Here is a 16,564-nt window from a genome sequence, read left to right as displayed (position 1 = left end):
TGTGGAAATATCGCTGCCCCACCGAGCCGTGACGCGGGCGGAGGCCGCGTCGGAGCGCATGTGGAACCTGGGGCAGACTAGGCTCCCTGCGGGGGGGTGACAAGCCCTCTAAATCAGCGAATCCGTTGCGGTTCCGCAGTGGCTCTCAGGCGCGCCAACAGGTGCTTTTGGGCGCGAATTGCCGCGGGACTTCCGCCGGAGCTTTCCGCCTTCCCGATCGCCACCTCGGCGTCGTCCAGCCGCCCGAGCTTCATGAGCGCCCAGGCGCGTCCGAGCTGCACGTCCCCGAGCTTCGGGCGGGCACGCGCGAGCAGGTCGTACTGTTCGAGCGCGCCCGCGGCGTCCCCCTCCGCGACTGCGACCGTCGCGAGCCCCAAACGGTTGTCGAGCGACGCTGGCGCCGCGACCAATCCGGACGCGTACGCCTGCTTCGCACCCTTCAAATCTCGCAGCTTGAGCCGCGCCAGTCCCAGAGCGTGCCAGACCTTCGCGTCCTTGGGATCACGTCGCAGCGACTCGGCCAGGCGTGGTTCTGCCAGCTCTGCTTCGCCCCACTGGGCGGCGCGCATGCCGCCGGCGCGGGCGCCCGCCGGGTTCTTCGGCGCAACGTCGGACGCGCGGTCGTACATGCCGAGAGCGTCTTCGTACCGATGCGCGAGCTCGAGGGCGTAGCCCATCTCGATCCACGGCGTCGGTTCGTTGGGACCGAGGCGCTCGGCGAGGGCGGTTGCCTCCCTCTCCGCCGCCCCCAGGTCACCCGTCAAGGCAATGATACGGATCAGCAGCCGGCGCTCGTCGATCGCCTCCGGGTGGGAGGACAGATGTCCACGCAGCAGCTCGATCGCCTCTTTTTCGCGCCCTTTGTGTACGAGCAGGCGCGCACGCTGCAGTGCCCCGGCGCCGCTCGCGACCGTACTGCTCAGTGACGCCTCGATCGAACGGGCCCAACAGGCCAAGGACAAGATCGCGAAGATCATGGCCAAGCAGGTGGCCAAGGGCCGGGCCACGGCCGCCGAGGTCGAGACCTTGCTGGGTCACATCACGCCACACGCCACGGGGGAGGCGCTCGACAGCGCTGATCTGGTGGTGGAGGCCGCGACGGAGAACCTCGAGCTGAAGACGGCGTTGTTCAAGTCGCTCGACGCCAAGATGCGCCCCGAGGCGATCCTCGCGTCGAACACCTCCAGCATCAGCATCACCCGCCTCGCCGGGCAAACGTCGCGCCCCGACCGAGTGATCGGCATGCACTTCATGAATCCAGTTCCACTGATGAAGCTGGTGGAGCTGGTGCGCGGAGTGCAGACCAGCAACGAGACCTATACGACGATCCGCGAGCTGAGCGAGAAGCTGGGCAAGACGGTGATCACCAGCAAGGACCAGCCGGGTTTCGTGGTGAACCGCATGCTCGTGCCGTTCTTGAACGAGGCCTGCTTCGCTCTGCAAGAAGGCCTGGGCACGCCCGAGGACATCGACCAGGGGGCCAAGCTCGGGTTGAACCACCCGATGGGACCGCTCGAGCTCGCGGATCTGATCGGCCTCGACACGCTGCTGTTCATCTCGGAGGTGCTGCACCGCGAGTTCGGCGACGACAAGTATCGTCCGGCCACGCTGCTCAGAAATCTGGTGGCCGCCGGCTGGTATGGCAGGAAGGTCGGCCGCGGTTTCTACGTGTACGACGAAAAAGGCCAGAACACCGGCCGTGCATTCGAGAGGTAAGGCATGTCGAGCCACGAGACCATTACCGTTGAACGCTCTGCTGAGGGCGTTGCGGTCGTCACCATCAATCGCCCGGAGAAACTCAACGCGCTCAACGCGCAGGTGTTGACCGAGCTGACGGCGGCCTTTGTGAGTCTGTCCGAAGGTGAGCCGGCAACCCGCGTGGCCATCCTCACGGGAGCGGGCGACAAGGCGTTCGTGGCCGGGGCGGACATCGCGGAGATGAGCGCGCTGAACGCCGCCCAAGCCAAGGCGTTCAGTGACGCCGGGCACCGCCTGGGATTGGTGATCGAGTCCGCAGCGTTTCCCGTGATCGCAGCCGTGAACGGTTTTGCCCTGGGTGGCTGCTGTGAGCTCGCGCTGTGCGCGGACTTCATCTACGCCTCGGACAAAGCCCGCTTCGGACAGCCGGAGGTCAATCTGGGGTTGATGCCGGGCTTCGGTGGCACTCAGCGTCTGGCCCGCCGAGTCGGCATCGCACGCGCGCGGGAGCTGATCTACACGGGCGAGCCGCTGGGGGCAGAGCGCGCACTGGCGCTCGGACTGGTGAATGAGGTCGTGCCCCACGCCGAGTTGATGGCGAAGACCCGCGCAGTGGCCGAGAAGATCGCCCAGAAGGCGCCGCTTGCCATTGCCTACAGCAAGCGGGTCATCGTTCGAGGTTTCGACGCCGATCTGGGGCTGGCCAACGAGCTGGAGGCCACGGCGTTCGGTGCCCTCTTCGACACCGCGGACATGCGCGAGGGCACGGCGGCCTTCATCGAGCGCCGCCCCGCGAAGTTCAGCGGACATTGACGAAGTCCCCCAGCATGCGCGGCCGGCGCTCGGAAACAGACGGGCAGCTCCCGGCGTTGTCCTCGTGCCGCATGCAAGCAACGCTGCGAACCGTCTTCACCCTCGGCGTCGTCGTGGTGTGCGCCGCTGGCTGCGACGGGTGCAACAAGGAGAAACCCTACACGCCGTTCGGGGTCGCGAGCGCCACCGAACACCCCGAGTCCCCCCCCGACGCGGCTCCGCCGGAGCCGGACGCGGAGGTCAAGCCGCCGGCCTTCACTACCCGCTCGGCCACGGTCGCACCGGCGGGCGCGGAGCGCTTCGTCGTCGGCGGTCGCGAGCTGAAGGCGCCCGACGGCCGGGTGTTCGAGCGGGCGTTGGCCGCGGACTTCGATCAAGACGGACAGAACGAGGTGGTCGCGTGGACCATTCCCAAGCTGCACGCACTCACGACGTCCCCGGGGGAGCTCTGGCTCTACCCGAGCGGAGGTGCGACGCGGAAGCTGCTGGCGCTGCCGGGCTTCGTGCCGACGGGCCCGGCCTGCAAGCACACTCCCGTGTTGACCCAGACCGGCCTCCGGAGTGTCACGCTGGACGTCGCTGCCGCCTGCACGACCACGCTGCTCGGGCGGGCACCGACCCGCAGCATCTCGGTGGTCGCGCCGTTGTCCGAGCGACCGCTCGTGCTCACGTTGCGCGTCGCCGAGGGCACACAGACCGAGCCGTTCGCCCTCACGCTGGACTCCACTGATCGCGACGGCGACGGGCGTGACGACGTTCGCCTCAGCGTGACGCAACTGCCCGTCTGCACGAGCACGACGGGCGCCGGCTGCACTCCCGACAAAACGACCAAGGATGCAACCGCGACCGTGGTCTGGCTCGACCGCGCGGCGGGTATTTCCCGCGATGCCACGGAGCCAGCCCGCTCGCTCGGGCTGCTGGCCGCGGCGGAGCTCAATCGTTCCAAACGCCGCGGCGCTGACGTCGTCCGCGGCGTGGCCCAGGTGCGCCGCCTGATGGGCACCCTGTGCGCCGAGGGCGCGACGGCGCGTGTGTTCGAGGCCGAGGGCAGCATGCTGAAGTGCGGCCCGCTCGCCGTGATCGTCGAACGACTGCTGGTCGCCGAGGTGCAGTCCGCGCTCGCGAACAAGGAACCCCGGCGCGCGCTGGCGGCACTCGAACGCGACGGTTGGTACTTCGGACGCGTCCCCGACAAACGACGCGCAGAGCTCGAAAAGAGCGCCTTGGCGGGGGTCACCCGGATCGACCCCAAGGAGACCCGCACGCCGCTCGCGCTCCCCCCGCGCAGTGTCGCGCCGCGCTGGTCGCCGCTCGGCTTCGAGGCTCCCGGCGCACTGCTCGCGCAGACGACCCAGGGAGTGGTGCGCATCGGGGACAACGGTGTGCCGACGCCGGTGGACCCGGAAGCCGGTGTGAGCAGCTGGCCCCTCGAGATCACCACGGCCTCCGGACAGCGTCCGACCCACGTCGTGACTCCCTGTGATCGCTCGGATGTCTACCTGCGCCTCGTGGGTGGCGATGGCGGCGAGCTGCCCTCGCCAACTTCCGGCTTGCTCGCGCCGCGGCCCGGCGCCTGCGCGGGGAGCAACGGCCCGTCGCTCGTCGTGGTGCCGCTCGGAGAAAAAAATGGAAGCCTGGCGCTCTCGGTGAGCGGCGAGAACCTCGGCAGCGAGCTCACTCGGGCGGACATCAGCCTGCGTCCGCGGGTGTGGGGCAGCCCCAGCTCACCCGACGGTCGGCGTTCGGTGGTCCCGACGTCGCTCGGGCTGTGGGTCGACGGGGGCGACAAACCCGAGCTCTGGCGGACGTCGGGCGGCCCGCTGACGGACTGCACCGTGTCGGACGGCGCTAACGCCGTGGCCTGTGTCGGCGCTGGCGCGGTGCGGCTCTTCAGGCGCTGAAAGCGCTCAAGCCTTGGAGGGAGCCTTCGCCCGTTCGAGGTAGCTCGAGGTGCGCGTATCGACCTTGATCCACTCACCCTCGCTGATGAACAGCGGCACGGGCACGGTGGCGCCGGTGGAGATCTTCGCGGGCTTGTTCACGTTGGTGGCGGTGTCACCCTTCGCGCCCGGCTCCGTCTCGGTGACCTGCACCACGATGTGCGGCGGCAGCGACACACTGACCGGGTTGCCCTTGTAGATGGTGATCTGAACCTCGAGGCCGTCGATCAGGAAGTTCGCCGCGTCGCCGACCGCGTCCTTGTGGACGGCGATCTGCTCTCCGCTGTTCGGGTTCATGAAGTTGAACATGTCGCCGTCGGGATAGATGAAAGTGACGCTTCGGTCCTCGACGTCGGCCGCCTCGAGCTTCTCGCTCGACCGGATGTTCTTCTCGATCGTCCCGCCGGTGAGCATGTTCTTCATCTTGGTGCGAGTGAAGGCCTGGCCCTTGCCCGGCTTCACGAACTGAAAATCGACGACGATGTAGGGCTGTCCGTCCATCATCAACTTCAATCCCTTGCGGATGTCGCTGGTATCCATGAGGCTCCCGGAGCACCCGTGACTCGAGTGCGGCCGCGCACGGTTTCGAGGGCGCGGGGGCCAGGCTCTAGCGGGGACTGCCTCGACCTTCAAGACACAAGCGCTCGGGCGGCCCGAAGTGCGCGGTTTTCCGAGGAACTCGCCCCGCCCGAGCCGCGCTCCGCCTGGCAGATTTTCCTCCGCCGCGCGCGGTCGAAGGGCGATACTCCGAGCCCGGTCGGGATGGAGGAGTACGAGCTCGAAGAGGTCAAGCGGGAGATCGTCGAGATCCGCTCGCTCACGATCAAGACGAACAACCTCGTCAACGCGCTGGCCGCCGACCTGAAGAGCATCGCCAAGCGTCAGCAGGGGCTGGAACGCAAGATCTGGGTCAACAGCGCGACGGCCTACGTGGTGACCATCGTCGTCTTGTTCCTGGGACTCAAGCTCGCGTGGGACGCCCGCCTCGATGCCGTGCGCGCGGAGACGAAGGGCTCGCGGGAGCGCATCGAGCAGCTCGAGAAGGAGCTCAAGGCGACGCAGACGCGGGAAGAATCGACGCAGAAGACCGGGCGCTCGGCCAGCGAGTTCTACGACCTGATCGTGAACAACAAACGACGGGAGATCGTCGAGCGCTTCGACGAGGTCGCCAAGTTGCCGCTGACCCACACCGAGCGCGCCGTCTTCGAAGCGTCGGTGGAGCGCTCGCGCAACGAGCTGTCCCTGATCGCGTACCAGACCGGGCTCGACCACGTGAGAACTGGACGCTGGCACGAGGCCACCCAGGCGCTGAAGGAGTCACTGCAGTTCAAGCCGGACGCGGCGCACAGCCCCCAGGCAAAGCTGCAGCTGGCGTACGCCCTGCGCTCACTGGCCCGCCAGCGCGAGGCCATCCCGATCTTGTTGCAGATCTCCGAAGCCTCGGTGGACAAAGAGGTCATGGACGAGGCGACGCTGCTCCTGGCCAACTGTCAGATCGACATCCAGGCCTGGAACGACGCCAAGAACACCCTGCGCTCGTTCGTGCGACGTTTCCCCGCGAGCTCCCACATCAACGACGCAAAATCCAAGCTCGCCGATCTGACGCTGCATCACTAGCAACGCGGTCCCATCCCACACCGCACACGTTCCGCTCCCCCTCACGGATCGTTGTCGAGCACCACCAGCCTGGGGCCATTCCACCACTTTTGTCCGGTGTTGTTGGGCCTCGGGCCGATGAGCACAACCGCGTAGGTCTTGCCGTCGTGCGCGTCGTCCAGGGGTCCGAGCGCGTCCTTCCACGAGCTCGAATAAAATGGTGCCGACGAGTTCTGACTCCAGACGTCGAGGAACGACGCCGAGAGCGGACTGCCGAACGCCGAGCTGGAATATCCAAGCAAGGGCGGCCGGGGAGCAACGGCGCCGAACACCACTCCGTCGGCGATGTCGATGTCGGGGATCGAGCTGCCCTTCGGGTGTCGGGACGAGACGTCGATGGGGTCGGCAGCGCGCGCGGCATTGACGAGCTGCAAGCCGAGCGCACCCGGTGTCGAGACCCGCGAGAGCGGCACCACCACCGGCGCGAGCGTCGGGCTCGACGGCGTGTAGGTCGCACCACACACGTACGTCTCGAGCGGATCGCTGAACGCCGGCCCGCCGATGCAGCCGGTTGCGGCCAGGAGCAGGCTGTAGCCGGAAGAGAGTGTGCCCGCAGGCAGCACCGGTAGCTCACCGACTCGCAGCTTTGGCGGCGGCGGCAGCTCCGTTACCGCGTCCACCGGCGCATCGGCCGCGTCGCCCCCTGAGGCATCGACCATCGAAGCGTCGATGGAAGAGTCGTCCGCTGCGTCGCTGCTGCCATCGACCGCAGCTTCCACGCCGACATCGGCTGCCCCGTCGCCTCCGGCATCTTCGAGTGCGTAGCTCTGCGCGAGGCTGATGGCCTGGCTGCAGCTCTTGCCAGCCACGAGGCTGAGATCCCCGGCGATGACGATGGGCAAGACCGCGTCCTTCGTCCAATCGAGCCCCGCGAGCTGGGTGACCGAGAGCGAACCAGCGTAGGGCAGACCTGCAGTCGGGATCGGATTGCCCTGAACCGGCTCCGGCAACCCGTCGACCACCTTGGCGAAACAGAACGCAACTCGGACTGCATCGACCACGCCGTGCAGAAGCGTGAGTTTGTTCTCACCGGGCGGCTCGACGAACCCAGCCACGCCCTGGTCGAGCTCGACGTCGGGACCGGCGTCGATGCCGCCGCCCGTGCCCCCGCTGCCACCGGTCGCGGGAGGGTCCTTCTGCTTCAGCGCCGAGTGATCACTCGAGCACGAGAGAAAGCACGCCGACACCACGACTGCGATCACGAGGAGGTGGCACGCTCGGCGCATCAAGGGCGCAGCATAGCGTGAATCTCCGCGCGCTGCCCCACTCGACCCGCCCTCTCGAGGCGAAACTCCCGAGGCGCCAGCTAGCTCGCGCCGACGAACTTGGCGACCAGCGGTCCGTTGCCCTGGACCGCGGTCCGCTGCTGGTAGAGCGCCATGCCCCGCAGCCCTCCGAGCTCTTCGCCTCCGCCAGCGCGTCCTGGACCGCCATGCACTAGCTGCGGCATCACGGTACCGGGTGCGATGCTCTTGTCGGCGACCTTGGCATCGACCAACACCAGCCGACCGTGCCAGGGCGCGATGCCCTCGACGATCTCTGCGAGCGCCTTGCGATCATCACCGTAGACCGAGCTCACCAGGCCACCCTGCCCGGCGCGCACGATGTCGAGGGCGCGCGCGACCGAGCCGTCGTAGGGCAGGAGCGTCGCAACGGGACCGAACACCTCGTGCTCGTGCACCTTGCTGGCTGCGAGTGCATCACTCGCTTCGAGCAACAGCAGCGGGACGAAGAATCCCTTGCCGGCCGGCACGCCGATGGGCGCGAGCCCGTCGCGACTGCCCCAGGCGATCTTGGTCTGCGTGCCCAAGAGATCCAACCCCGCCAGCACGTCGCGTTTCTGCGAGGCCGTCGCCACCGGCCCCATGCGCACCTCGTCGAGCGCCGGATTTCCGATCTTGATCGTCGCGAGCTGCTCCGAGAGCGCCTCGCGTACGCGATCGAGCAGTGACTCGGGCACGATCACCCGGCGGATGGCCGTGCACTTTTGCCCCGTCTTCTGGCTCATGTCCCGGGCCACATCGCGCACGAAGGCCTGGACCGTGGCCTCTTCGGCCTCGGGCAAGAGCAACGCCGAGTTCAAGCTGTCCGCCTCGACGTTGACCCGCACGCCATCGCGCAGCAGCCGCTCGCTGGAGCGGATGGTCAAGCCCGTCGAGCTGCCACCGGTGAAGGCCACCACGTCGCGCCACGACAGGTGCTCGAGCAGATCACCTGCCGAACCGCACAAGAGACTGAAGGCGCCAGGGGGCAAGATCTCCGCCGCGACGCAGATCTCCGCCGCGCGATGCGCGAGCAGCGCCGTGAGCGTGGCAGGTTTGGTGACGACAGGCATGCCAGCCAGGAGCGCACACGCAGCCTTCTCTGCGAAGCCCCAGGCCGGAAAGTTGAAGGCGCCGATGTGCACCGCAACGCCGTGCCGAGGCGACAGCACGTGATAACCCTGCAGACGCGGCCCCGCGAGATCGACCGGCGCGCCGTCGACGAGTAGCTTCTTGTCACCCAGCTGTTTGCCGAGCTCCGCGTAGGCCATCAGCGTGGCGGTCGCACCGTCAATGTCGAACTTCGCATCGGAGCGTGTGTTGCCTCCGTTCGCGATGGCGAGGTCGATGAGCCGATCACGCTCGGCGAAGATCGCCTTGCTCATCTTCTCGAGCAGCGCACCACGTTCGGCAAAGCTGAGCGCGCGCAGCGCGGGCCCGCCCACCTCACGCGCGTAGCTGAGCGCCGCCCCGAGATCGAGCCCGCCGCTCGAAGCGCGAGCGAGCGGCTCCTCGGTTGCCGGATTGACGAGCTCGGCGGCCTTGCCGCTGCCGGCGACCCATTTGCCTCCCAGAAAGCTCGTCAGCTCCTTCACGGCGTGCCCCCGGAAATCGACAGCAGCTCGACGTCGAACACCAGCGGTCCGGCCGGTGCTCCGGGGCGCGTGGGTTTGTCACCGTAGGCGAGATCCGCGGGGATCCAGAAGCGCATGCGCTCCCCCTCGACCATCAGCTGCAGTCCCTCCGTCCAACCCTTGATCACGCGGTTGAGCGGGAAGCTGGTCGGCTCACCGCGCTTGAGTGAGCTGTCGAACTCCTTCCCGTCGGGCGTCCAGCCCGAGTAGTGCACCGTCACCCGGTCGGTGGCCGCGGGTTTCTTGGTGCCCTTGCCCTTTACGAGCTGTTTGTAGACGAGCCCGCTCTCGGTCTTCTTCGCGGTCTTCGGGGCAGCCTTCACGTCCGTGGGGACGGGCCACGGTTTGGGCGTGGCGAGGATCTCCAAGAGCTCGACGTCGAACGTGAGCTGACCAGCCGGTGCGCCCATTCCGGCCTTCTCGCCATAGGCCAGGTCGGCCGGGATCCACAGGCGACGTTTCTCGCCAACCACCATCAGCTGCAACGCCTCCGTCCAGCCCTTGATCACACCGCCGACACCGAAGGTCGCAGGGTCGTTTCGGGCGACGGAGCTGTCGAACATCTTTCCGTCTTTCGTCCAGCCCGTGTAGTGCACCTTCACTCGGTCCTCGAGCTTGGGTTTGTCCTTGCCGGTGCCCTTGGTGAGCACCTTGGTGAACAGGCCCGTCGCGGTCTTCTTGGCGTCCTTGGCCGGCTCGGCAACGTCCTCTGGAGCCGGCAGGCCCTTCGGCTGGGGCGGCTCCGCAGGCCGCGCACTGGCCGTGGGCAGAGCGGTCGCGGTCGGCAGCGCAACGGGGGCCGCAGACGGTTTGGCCGCCGGCTGAGTGCGCTCGGGCTCGGGCGGAGGCTGCTCACACGCGAGCAGCAGGAAAGGGAGGAGCACCGTCGAACGAAGAATGGGATTTCGCGCCATGGGATCCCTGGTTTTCGTCACGACGGGGGCCACGCTGCAAGCCTCTTCGGAGGCCGGGCGAAATCCATCGATTTTCGGCCCAGGCTTGGCGCCGTCGGGCGAGCGCTCTTGCCCTCATCCGCAGCACTCGGCCGGCCGCAGGGCGTCGCACTCTTGTGTCAGCTTCACGCGCCAGACCCGCTCGAAGCAGCGGCTCGCGCAGCTCGCGATCTGCATCCCGCAGCTGTCGGAAAATTCGTAGCTGCTTTCGCAGGCCTTCTTGGCGGCCAGATCGGGCTCCTTGTCGCCCCCGCAACAGCTTGCCTCGCCGCAAGCCCGGCAGGCGCAGCGTTTGCTGTGGGTGATGCTCGACCCCGGCTCCGGCGGCGGCCGCGGCCGTGCGCCGCTCGCGGTGGATTCGGGCAGCTGTACGCAGGCGCCCAGCACGAGCAACAGGGCCAGACCCAAGGACGAGACGCGCCTCACTGCTTCCTGCGACACCATGGACCGGAGCAGCCTTGGGCCTCAGCTCGAAAAGCCTACTCGCACGACGCACAGTGGGCGCTCGATGTCGGAGAGTTGCTCGGGCGCGCCAGCCGCGGCCCCGGCGTCCGGCACGAACGCGGCCACGACCCCTAGCTCGTCGCCCAAGCGAAACGCCTGCATCACGAGTCGCACGACGTCACCGGCGAAACACGGCTTGCGGTAGGCGACCTCGGCGCGTCGGGCGAGCCGCCGCGGATCTTGACCAAGCTCCGCCAATCGGCGCAGCCCTGCCTCCTCGGCCAGTCGCGGGTACGACAGAAAATTCACGTGTTGATTGCCGTCCGTGTGGCAAAGGCCAAACACGATCGGCGCGACGTCGAGCCGCGGTGCCGGCTCGAGGGGCTCGGCGCCTGCGGGCAAGACCGCGAGCGCGCGGGGATCTCGGAACGAGGTCTCCTCCTGGCTCACCGCGTCGAGCAACGGATCGTCGATCTGGGTCACCCGGTGCTGACCCGCCGGTGCCGCGGGCTTGGTGAACACATGCTGACCGTACGCGCGGGCGAGCAACACCAGCTCGCCGCTCGCCGGATCCACCGCGGGATTGCCCGGCACGCCCCGCGGCGCCTTGGACACGAGCCACGTGTCGAACAGAATGCGCGTGGTTGCACCGTCAGCGTCGATCGTGCGGCCGAGCCGCCAGCGCACCTCTTGCTCCGCCAGAGCGCGCACACTCACCGGGTCCTTTCCCCCTTCCAGTTGAACGTAGGTGAGCACGGCGCGCACGCCGCTGATGCCGAGGCGCTGCAGCGCGCCGGCGACCTCCATCTTGCCCCAGAGGATCGGGCCAATCGCCGGCCAGATCCCCTCCAGGCGCAGGCGACCGTCCTGCGCAACGTCCTCGAAGCGCAGGCGACTCTGCCCGCGCCCCAGCTGGAGGCCCGACACCTCGGGCGGCTCGGGGAACACGATGAAACTCATGGCACTCGGTTGAATGGGTGGGCGTGGTTGAGGGGGCCGTGGCCCTTGCCAAAACCAGGCGCGCTACGGATCGCTTCCAATACGTACTGTCGCGCGCGCTCGACCGCGTCCTCGAGCCGCAGACCCTCCGCGATGCCCGCCGCGATGGCGGACGCCAGGGTGCAGCCGGTGCCATGCGTGTTGCGGCTCTCGATGCGCGGGCTCTCGTAACGCCGCTCGACTCCATCTGCGGTGCGCAGGAGATCGACCACCGTGTCGCCGGGCACGTGGCCTCCCTTGACCAGCACGGCGCCAGCGCCCAGCGCAAGCAGCGCGTCGGCCGCTCTGCCCATGTCGTCGGGCGACTCGATGCGCACGCCGGTGAGTGCCTCGGCCTCGGGTGCATTGGGGGTGAGCAGCGCGGCGCAGGGAACGAGCCGCAGCTTGAGCGCGCTGCGGGCCTCGACCGCCAGCAAGGGCGCACCCCCTTTGGCGATCATCACTGGATCCACCACCACGGGGATCCCCCGCGCGTAGCGCTCGAGACTTCGAACGACCGCCTCGATCACCTCGGCGGAGTGCAGCATTCCGGTCTTCACTGCGTCGGCGCCGATGTCGGTGAGCACCACCTCGAGCTGTTTGGCGACGAAGGCCGGATCGATCGCCACGACACCGAACACCCCGCGAGTATTCTGGGCGGTCAGCGCGGTGATGGCAGTGGCCGCGAACCCCCCGAGCGCCGTCACGGTCTTGATGTCTGCCTGGATCCCAGCCCCACCACCGGAGTCCGAGCCGGCGACAATGAGCACCCGACCCATGCTGGGGCGATCTTCGTTCATGTGCACGGGGCCTGATAATACGCCAAATGAGAGCTGTCACGAGCCGAGAGCCCGGCCACTCGCTCTAGCTAGAGCTTGACCACACTCACGTTGTCGATGTCGGCCCGCCCGGGATAGTGCGCGGACAGCCAGATCAGGATCCGTTTTGCGTTCGGCGGGGCCACCACGTCCCAGCTCAGGACCTTCCAGTCGAAATCGTTCTGGGCGCCGCTGCTCGGCTTCGGGTGCTTTTCGTCGCCGAAGAATGCGTCGTTCCCATCCAGCCACTGCGCACCGATGATGAACCAGGCGGCTGGGTTCACGGCGTTGCCGCTCGAGCGCACGCTGGCGCTGATGCGGTACGTTGCGCCCCCCTCGATGCTGCCGTAGTCGCTGACCCGCTGCACCGCGTAGCAGTCCCACTCCCCGCGCGCGTCGACGGCCAGCGCCTGCCCTCCACAACCCGTTGGGCCCGCGGACAGAAACACGTGTTCGCTGGGCTTGCCGGAGCCCAGGCACTTGTCCGGCTGGCCCGGAGTGCGGACTTCCCAGCCCGTCGGAGCCAAGCCGGACATGCCCTCCTCGAAGCTGCCGTGCCCGAGGAGATTGCCAGCTGGCGCGCTGCAGAGATCGCCGCCCGCCCCGCCGCTCGATGCCCCGCCGCTCGACCCACCGCCGCTCGATACGCCGCCGCTCGACACTCCACCCGCGCCGCCGCTCGGCGTGCCGCCACCCCCGCTCGACGTGCCTCCGCTCGAGGCGCCGCCGCTCGGGAGCCCACCCGCTCCTCCGGTATCGCCCCGAACACCGGAGGCATCATCCCCACAGCCGACCGCAAACAGCAGGCACCCGGCCAAGACGGCTCCACGCATCGGCGGATCCTACGCCAGCTATCGGGTCTCGGGTGAGTCGAGCAGAAAACGCACCAGCCCGTCGGCCTCGAGCTTCTTGCCCGTGGTGCGCAGCAGCTTCTCGTTCAGCGTCCAGCGCGCACCGTCGCGCAGCATTCGTTCGCGCACAAAAGCCCCGGCGGCGGGCGAGACCCATGCCTCACCGAAGCGCGCACGCAGCGCCTCTCGCACCTGAACCGCAACACAAGCTGCCAGCTGATAGCTCTGGGTGTAGACGGGATAGGTTGCCAGGAAAGGCGAGGTCGCCCACACGGGCTCGGCGTCCCGCGGCACGAGCAATCCGGAGAAGCGCCGCTCGATGTCGAGGGAGATCTGATCGAGGTTCGTCCCTTCGCGTTCGAGCGCGGCGCGCTCGAACGCGGCACTGACCAGCCCACGCCGGATGTTCACCAGCGTCTCGAGCCGGCGTGTCCGTTGCACTCTGGCCACTTCGTCGCCGCTCAGGCCCAGGTGGTCGACCAGGACCTTCGGTTCGTCCAGCATTCGACCGAAGATCTCCGCGGTGCCCTCGGCAAGCGCGGGGTCGAGCTGTCCCGGAACCCACTCGTGACCCTTGTACAGAGGTTCGTTGACCTCGGTCGAACGCACCGCCACGGCGTGTCCCAGCTCATGCAACAACAGGCCGTAGAAGCGCAGGCCCGGCAGCTGCCGCACGACCAGCCGCACGTCGTCCGGAACGTGCACCGCGATGGTCTGTCCACCAAACGCAAAATCGCGCAGCGTCAGGTCCAGCTTCCAGCTCTCGACATCGAAGCCGAAGGCCCGAAAGATTGCGTACACGGTCGGCAGCGCACGCTCGGCTGGAAAGCGTTCGTTCGGCACCGAGCCCTGTTGCCGGATGACGTAGTCGACGTCCCAGCTCGCGATGAGTCGGTGCCCGAACGCGCGGCGGCCCTGGGAGAGCAACGTGGCAAACGCACGTCGGGTGCGCCCGGCCAGCTCGGAGAGCGCGCGCTCGGTCGTGGCCAGGTCGGCGCCTCGCACCTGAAGCAGCGCGGTGTAGAACGAAGCCTGGCCGAGCTCCTTGGCCAGCTCACGCCGGCGCCCGAACAGCTCCGCGGCGATCGGCGCCGCGGCCCGGTGCAGCTCGTGTTCGATCGTGCGTGTACGCCGCCGCACCCGAGCGTCGTCGGAGCGGCGCATTTCGCCGAGCTCTCCCCGCGTGAGCGACTTGCCGTCGGCGGAGAAGCTGAACCCGTTGATCACCGCCTCGAGCTTGTCCGACAGCTCCGCAGCCCGGGGGTCCCCCATCAAGCGCAGGCCGAGGGCGCCGCGCCGCCACAGCTCCGCACGACGCGGCGAGACGATCGAGCTGCCGAAACGCTGCAAGACCGCGTCCGCCTCGAGAAACACTTCGCGCTCGTCGGCGCGCAGCCGCCGCATGCGCGCCTCGGCGGCGGGGCCGTCGGCGACGCGCCCTGCATAGCGCCCCCACTCGTGCAGGCCATGCTCGCGCATCAGCGCTTCGTAGCGGCGTGCGAGCTCGGCCAGGCGAGCCCGTGCCTCGGCGCGCGTCGTCTGTGACTTGGGGCCCGGCGGCACCGTCATGGGCAGCGGCGCACAACCGACGGCGAGCGAGCTCAAGAGGGCAGCGAGGAGCTCCCGACGTTGCATCGGGCGGAACCATAGCTTCCCCTCGCGGGCCGGGTCGAGGCAACATCGCCCCGTGCGCGCCTGGCCCAAGCGGAAGCTCTGGATGCACGCCCTGTTCGCGCTGGTGCTCGGCGCGGTCGTCAGTGTGTGTTCGCTGGTCTTCTCCGTGAAGCTGGCGCCGCTCGGGTTCGTGGTCTTTGGTCTGGTCTTGTTCGCCAGCACCGCTCGCTACCGGGCACGCCGCCGCCTGCTCAGCGAGCCGTTCCCGCCGAGCTGGCGCAAGAGCCTCGAGCAACGGGTCGCGTACTATCAGCGCCTGGACCCCGCGGCACAACGACGGTTCGAGGACGACGTGCGCATCTTCCTGTCCGAGCAGCGCATCTTTGCCGCGCACGGCGCGCGCCTCGACGACGACACCCGGGTCTTGATCGCTTCGTCGGCGGCCATGCTGTGTCACGGCGTCCCCGATTTCGAATGGCCGACGCTGCGCGACATCGTGGTCTATCCGAAGGCCTTCGACGAAGAGTATGCGGTCGAAGGTCACGGCAACATCGCCGGCATGGTGCACGCGCAGGGGCCCATCCTGTTCTCGCAGCGTGATTTGCGCCACGGCTTCGCCCGCCCGGCGGACGGCCACAACGTCGCGCTTCACGAGCTGGCGCACGTCCTGGATTTCGCGAGCGGGCACGCGGACGGTGTCCCGGTCGATCTGACCTGGATCGCCACCGCACCCTGGGTCGACGCCATCGGCACTCGGCTGAGCGCGATCCGCCGCCGCCGTTACCCGAAGGTACTCCGCGAGTACGCCGGCACGAACGAAGCGGAGCTGTTCGCCGTGGCGATCGAGGCGTTCTTCGAGCGACCGGACGCGCTCTTCGCCCAAGATCCGCAGCTCTTCGCGATGCTCGAGGACTACTTGAATCAGCGTCCAGCGAGCCGCTGAACCGGCGGCCTAGAGCGCCGAACAGGTTGAACGTCGTTTGTTTTCCGGGACTTGCAAGGTGTTCGGCGCTCGCGCGCGGAGCGCGCACGGCCGAAGGCCGGGGGTTTGGGGCGCAGCCCCAACGTACAGGTCCTAGAACACGAGCAGCGCAAGCTAATTGGTGTTCTAGGCTCGCGCTTCTTTGTTCAGGGTGTACGTACCGGCCCAGGTTGCCGAGTCGAGCACGTGGCCCTTGATGGCGCTGAGCACCTCGGCGCCGCCGAACACCTCCGGCAGGTCCAGCGTGGGAACGTCCAGCGCGTAGATCGTGAAGACGTAGTGGTGGAGGCGCTCGTCGTTGAACGGCGGCCAGGGGCCGTCGTATCCGCCGTACGTTCCGCCCATCGCCGCATCGTCCCCGAACCAGTCGCCGAAGCTGTTCTTGCCGCGGCGGCCGTGGGGGAACTGCCCGAGTGGTTTGCCCTTGGGCACGAACGCATCGGACTCGGCGCCCTCCTCCAGCGAGGTCACGCTGACGGGAATGTCCACCAGCACCCAGTGATAAAAATCGATGCGCGGCAGGTCATAAGGCACCTTGCGGTCGGTCTTGTTCACGTCGTCCGCCTTGGAGGGGGCGTCGGGGTCGTGACAGATCAACGCGAACGACTTGGTCCCGTTGGGGAACTCGCTCCAGGCAACGTGGGGGCTCTGGTTTTCGCCGGGCACCGGCCCGGGCTCGCCTCGCACGCCGGCGGCAAATTCCGCCGGAATACGACCATTTGCTGTGAACGACCGACTCCCGAGCTTCATGCATCCCTCACGTGAGAAGAATTTTCCCGACCCGCGTTGACGGCCAGGCGCGGCGGAAGATGGCGCGGTCCGAGGCAAACCGCAACGGTTTCCGTTGCCGGCGAGCCCAGGCCGGGCAGTCCGGTCGAAAGTGGCCCGGGCATGGCTCGTCCCAATGGCCGCATCCCGCGC

16 protein-coding genes are annotated in these 16,564 nt (G+C 68.1%); 5 read left to right on the top strand and 11 right to left on the bottom strand.

What is annotated here, in order from left to right:
- Nucleotides 1–113 precede the first annotated feature (113 nt).
- On the bottom strand, nt 114–764 hold the full coding sequence (locus IPI67_11910) for a tetratricopeptide repeat protein (GenBank protein ID MBK7580901.1): 651 nt from the start codon (nt 762–764) through the stop codon (nt 114–116).
- Between the two features lie 4 nt (nt 765–768).
- On the opposite strand from IPI67_11910, the gene IPI67_11905 reads away from it, so the two are divergent.
- The 3 genes from IPI67_11905 to IPI67_11895 all read left to right on the top strand — a co-directional run bounded on the left by IPI67_11905 (nt 769) and on the right by IPI67_11895 (nt 4,412).
- A complete protein-coding gene (locus IPI67_11905; GenBank protein MBK7580900.1) occupies nt 769–1,716 on the top strand; it encodes a 3-hydroxybutyryl-CoA dehydrogenase in 948 nt (315 codons plus the stop codon).
- A 3-nt stretch (nt 1,717–1,719) separates the two neighbouring features.
- On the top strand, nt 1,720–2,511 hold the full coding sequence (locus IPI67_11900; protein MBK7580899.1) for an enoyl-CoA hydratase/isomerase family protein: 792 nt from the start codon (nt 1,720–1,722) through the stop codon (nt 2,509–2,511).
- Between the two features lie 71 nt (nt 2,512–2,582).
- Complete coding sequence (locus IPI67_11895) at nt 2,583–4,412, top strand: hypothetical protein (GenBank protein MBK7580898.1); 1,830 nt, start codon at nt 2,583–2,585, stop codon at nt 4,410–4,412.
- 6 nt (nt 4,413–4,418) lie between these two features.
- Here IPI67_11895 and efp read toward each other — a convergent pair whose 3' ends face one another.
- Nucleotides 4,419–4,991 (bottom strand): elongation factor P, encoded by a 573-nt coding sequence (efp, locus tag IPI67_11890; GenBank protein ID MBK7580897.1) that lies wholly within the window; start codon nt 4,989–4,991, stop codon nt 4,419–4,421.
- A gap of 222 nt (nt 4,992–5,213) precedes the next feature.
- On the opposite strand from efp, the gene IPI67_11885 reads away from it, so the two are divergent.
- On the top strand, nt 5,214–6,068 hold the full coding sequence (locus tag IPI67_11885; GenBank protein MBK7580896.1) for a hypothetical protein: 855 nt from the start codon (nt 5,214–5,216) through the stop codon (nt 6,066–6,068).
- 41 nt (nt 6,069–6,109) lie between these two features.
- Here the strand turns inward: IPI67_11885 and IPI67_11880 are convergent, their stop codons facing one another.
- From IPI67_11880 to IPI67_11845, 8 genes are all read right to left on the bottom strand, one after another.
- Nucleotides 6,110–7,336 (bottom strand): hypothetical protein, encoded by a 1,227-nt coding sequence (locus tag IPI67_11880; protein ID MBK7580895.1) that lies wholly within the window; start codon nt 7,334–7,336, stop codon nt 6,110–6,112.
- Nucleotides 7,337–7,413: 77 nt separating this feature from the next.
- Nucleotides 7,414–8,964: a 3,4-dehydroadipyl-CoA semialdehyde dehydrogenase gene (locus IPI67_11875; protein ID MBK7580894.1), complete on the bottom strand. Its 1,551-nt coding sequence runs from the start codon at nt 8,962–8,964 to the stop codon at nt 7,414–7,416.
- On the bottom strand, nt 8,961–9,917 hold the full coding sequence (locus tag IPI67_11870; GenBank protein ID MBK7580893.1) for an FKBP-type peptidyl-prolyl cis-trans isomerase: 957 nt from the start codon (nt 9,915–9,917) through the stop codon (nt 8,961–8,963). Before IPI67_11870 ends, IPI67_11875 begins: the two co-directional genes overlap by 4 nt.
- Nucleotides 9,918–10,031: 114 nt before the next feature.
- On the bottom strand, nt 10,032–10,382 hold the full coding sequence (locus IPI67_11865) for a hypothetical protein (protein MBK7580892.1): 351 nt from the start codon (nt 10,380–10,382) through the stop codon (nt 10,032–10,034).
- Between the two features lie 39 nt (nt 10,383–10,421).
- Nucleotides 10,422–11,360, bottom strand: coding sequence for an acyl-CoA thioesterase (locus tag IPI67_11860; GenBank protein ID MBK7580891.1), 939 nt, complete (start codon nt 11,358–11,360; stop codon nt 10,422–10,424).
- The gene (gene thiD / locus IPI67_11855) at nt 11,357–12,157 is read right to left on the bottom strand and encodes a bifunctional hydroxymethylpyrimidine kinase/phosphomethylpyrimidine kinase (GenBank protein MBK7580890.1); all 801 of its coding nucleotides are present in this window, start codon (nt 12,155–12,157) and stop codon (nt 11,357–11,359) included. The genes IPI67_11860 and thiD overlap by 4 nt, the downstream gene beginning before the upstream one ends.
- Before the next feature lie 89 nt (nt 12,158–12,246).
- Nucleotides 12,247–13,029 carry a hypothetical protein gene (locus IPI67_11850; GenBank protein ID MBK7580889.1) on the bottom strand — a complete coding sequence of 261 codons (783 nt, stop codon included), beginning with the start codon at nt 13,027–13,029 and terminating at the stop codon, nt 12,247–12,249.
- A gap of 18 nt (nt 13,030–13,047) precedes the next feature.
- Nucleotides 13,048–14,682, bottom strand: a complete 1,635-nt coding sequence (locus tag IPI67_11845; GenBank protein MBK7580888.1) for a hypothetical protein — start codon at nt 14,680–14,682, stop codon at nt 13,048–13,050.
- 52 nt (nt 14,683–14,734) lie between these two features.
- Here IPI67_11845 and IPI67_11840 point away from each other — a divergent pair, with 52 nt between their 5' ends.
- The gene (locus IPI67_11840; GenBank protein ID MBK7580887.1) at nt 14,735–15,604 is read left to right on the top strand and encodes a zinc-dependent peptidase; all 870 of its coding nucleotides are present in this window, start codon (nt 14,735–14,737) and stop codon (nt 15,602–15,604) included.
- 165 nt (nt 15,605–15,769) lie between these two features.
- Here the strand turns inward: IPI67_11840 and IPI67_11835 are convergent, their stop codons facing one another.
- The gene (locus IPI67_11835; protein MBK7580886.1) at nt 15,770–16,393 is read right to left on the bottom strand and encodes a YbhB/YbcL family Raf kinase inhibitor-like protein; all 624 of its coding nucleotides are present in this window, start codon (nt 16,391–16,393) and stop codon (nt 15,770–15,772) included.
- Nucleotides 16,394–16,564: the final 171 nt, after the last annotated feature.

This window comes from Myxococcales bacterium, from assembly GCA_016706225.1.
GTDB lineage: Bacteria > Myxococcota_A > Polyangia > Polyangiales > Polyangiaceae > JADJKB01.
This window is presented reverse-complemented; position numbering and strand designations above follow the sequence as displayed.

Bases quoted from the DNA above. Each gene is read 5' to 3' on its own strand.
- IPI67_11900 (MBK7580899.1), top strand. From the start codon at position 1,720: ATGTCGAGCCACGAGACCATTACCGTTGAACGCTCTGCTGAGGGCGTT.
- IPI67_11835 (MBK7580886.1), bottom strand. From the start codon at position 16,393: ATGAAGCTCGGGAGTCGGTCGTTCACAGCAAATGGTCGTATTCCGGCG.
- efp (MBK7580897.1), bottom strand. From the start codon at position 4,991: ATGGATACCAGCGACATCCGCAAGGGATTGAAGTTGATGATGGACGGA.
- IPI67_11845 (MBK7580888.1), bottom strand. From the start codon at position 14,682: ATGCAACGTCGGGAGCTCCTCGCTGCCCTCTTGAGCTCGCTCGCCGTC.
- IPI67_11885 (MBK7580896.1), top strand. From the start codon at position 5,214: ATGGAGGAGTACGAGCTCGAAGAGGTCAAGCGGGAGATCGTCGAGATC.
- IPI67_11850 (MBK7580889.1), bottom strand. From the start codon at position 13,029: ATGCGTGGAGCCGTCTTGGCCGGGTGCCTGCTGTTTGCGGTCGGCTGT.
- thiD (MBK7580890.1), bottom strand. From the start codon at position 12,157: ATGGGTCGGGTGCTCATTGTCGCCGGCTCGGACTCCGGTGGTGGGGCT.
- IPI67_11895 (MBK7580898.1), top strand. From the start codon at position 2,583: ATGCAAGCAACGCTGCGAACCGTCTTCACCCTCGGCGTCGTCGTGGTG.
- IPI67_11860 (MBK7580891.1), bottom strand. From the start codon at position 11,360: ATGAGTTTCATCGTGTTCCCCGAGCCGCCCGAGGTGTCGGGCCTCCAG.
- IPI67_11870 (MBK7580893.1), bottom strand. From the start codon at position 9,917: ATGGCGCGAAATCCCATTCTTCGTTCGACGGTGCTCCTCCCTTTCCTG.
- IPI67_11905 (MBK7580900.1), top strand. From the start codon at position 769: ATGATACGGATCAGCAGCCGGCGCTCGTCGATCGCCTCCGGGTGGGAG.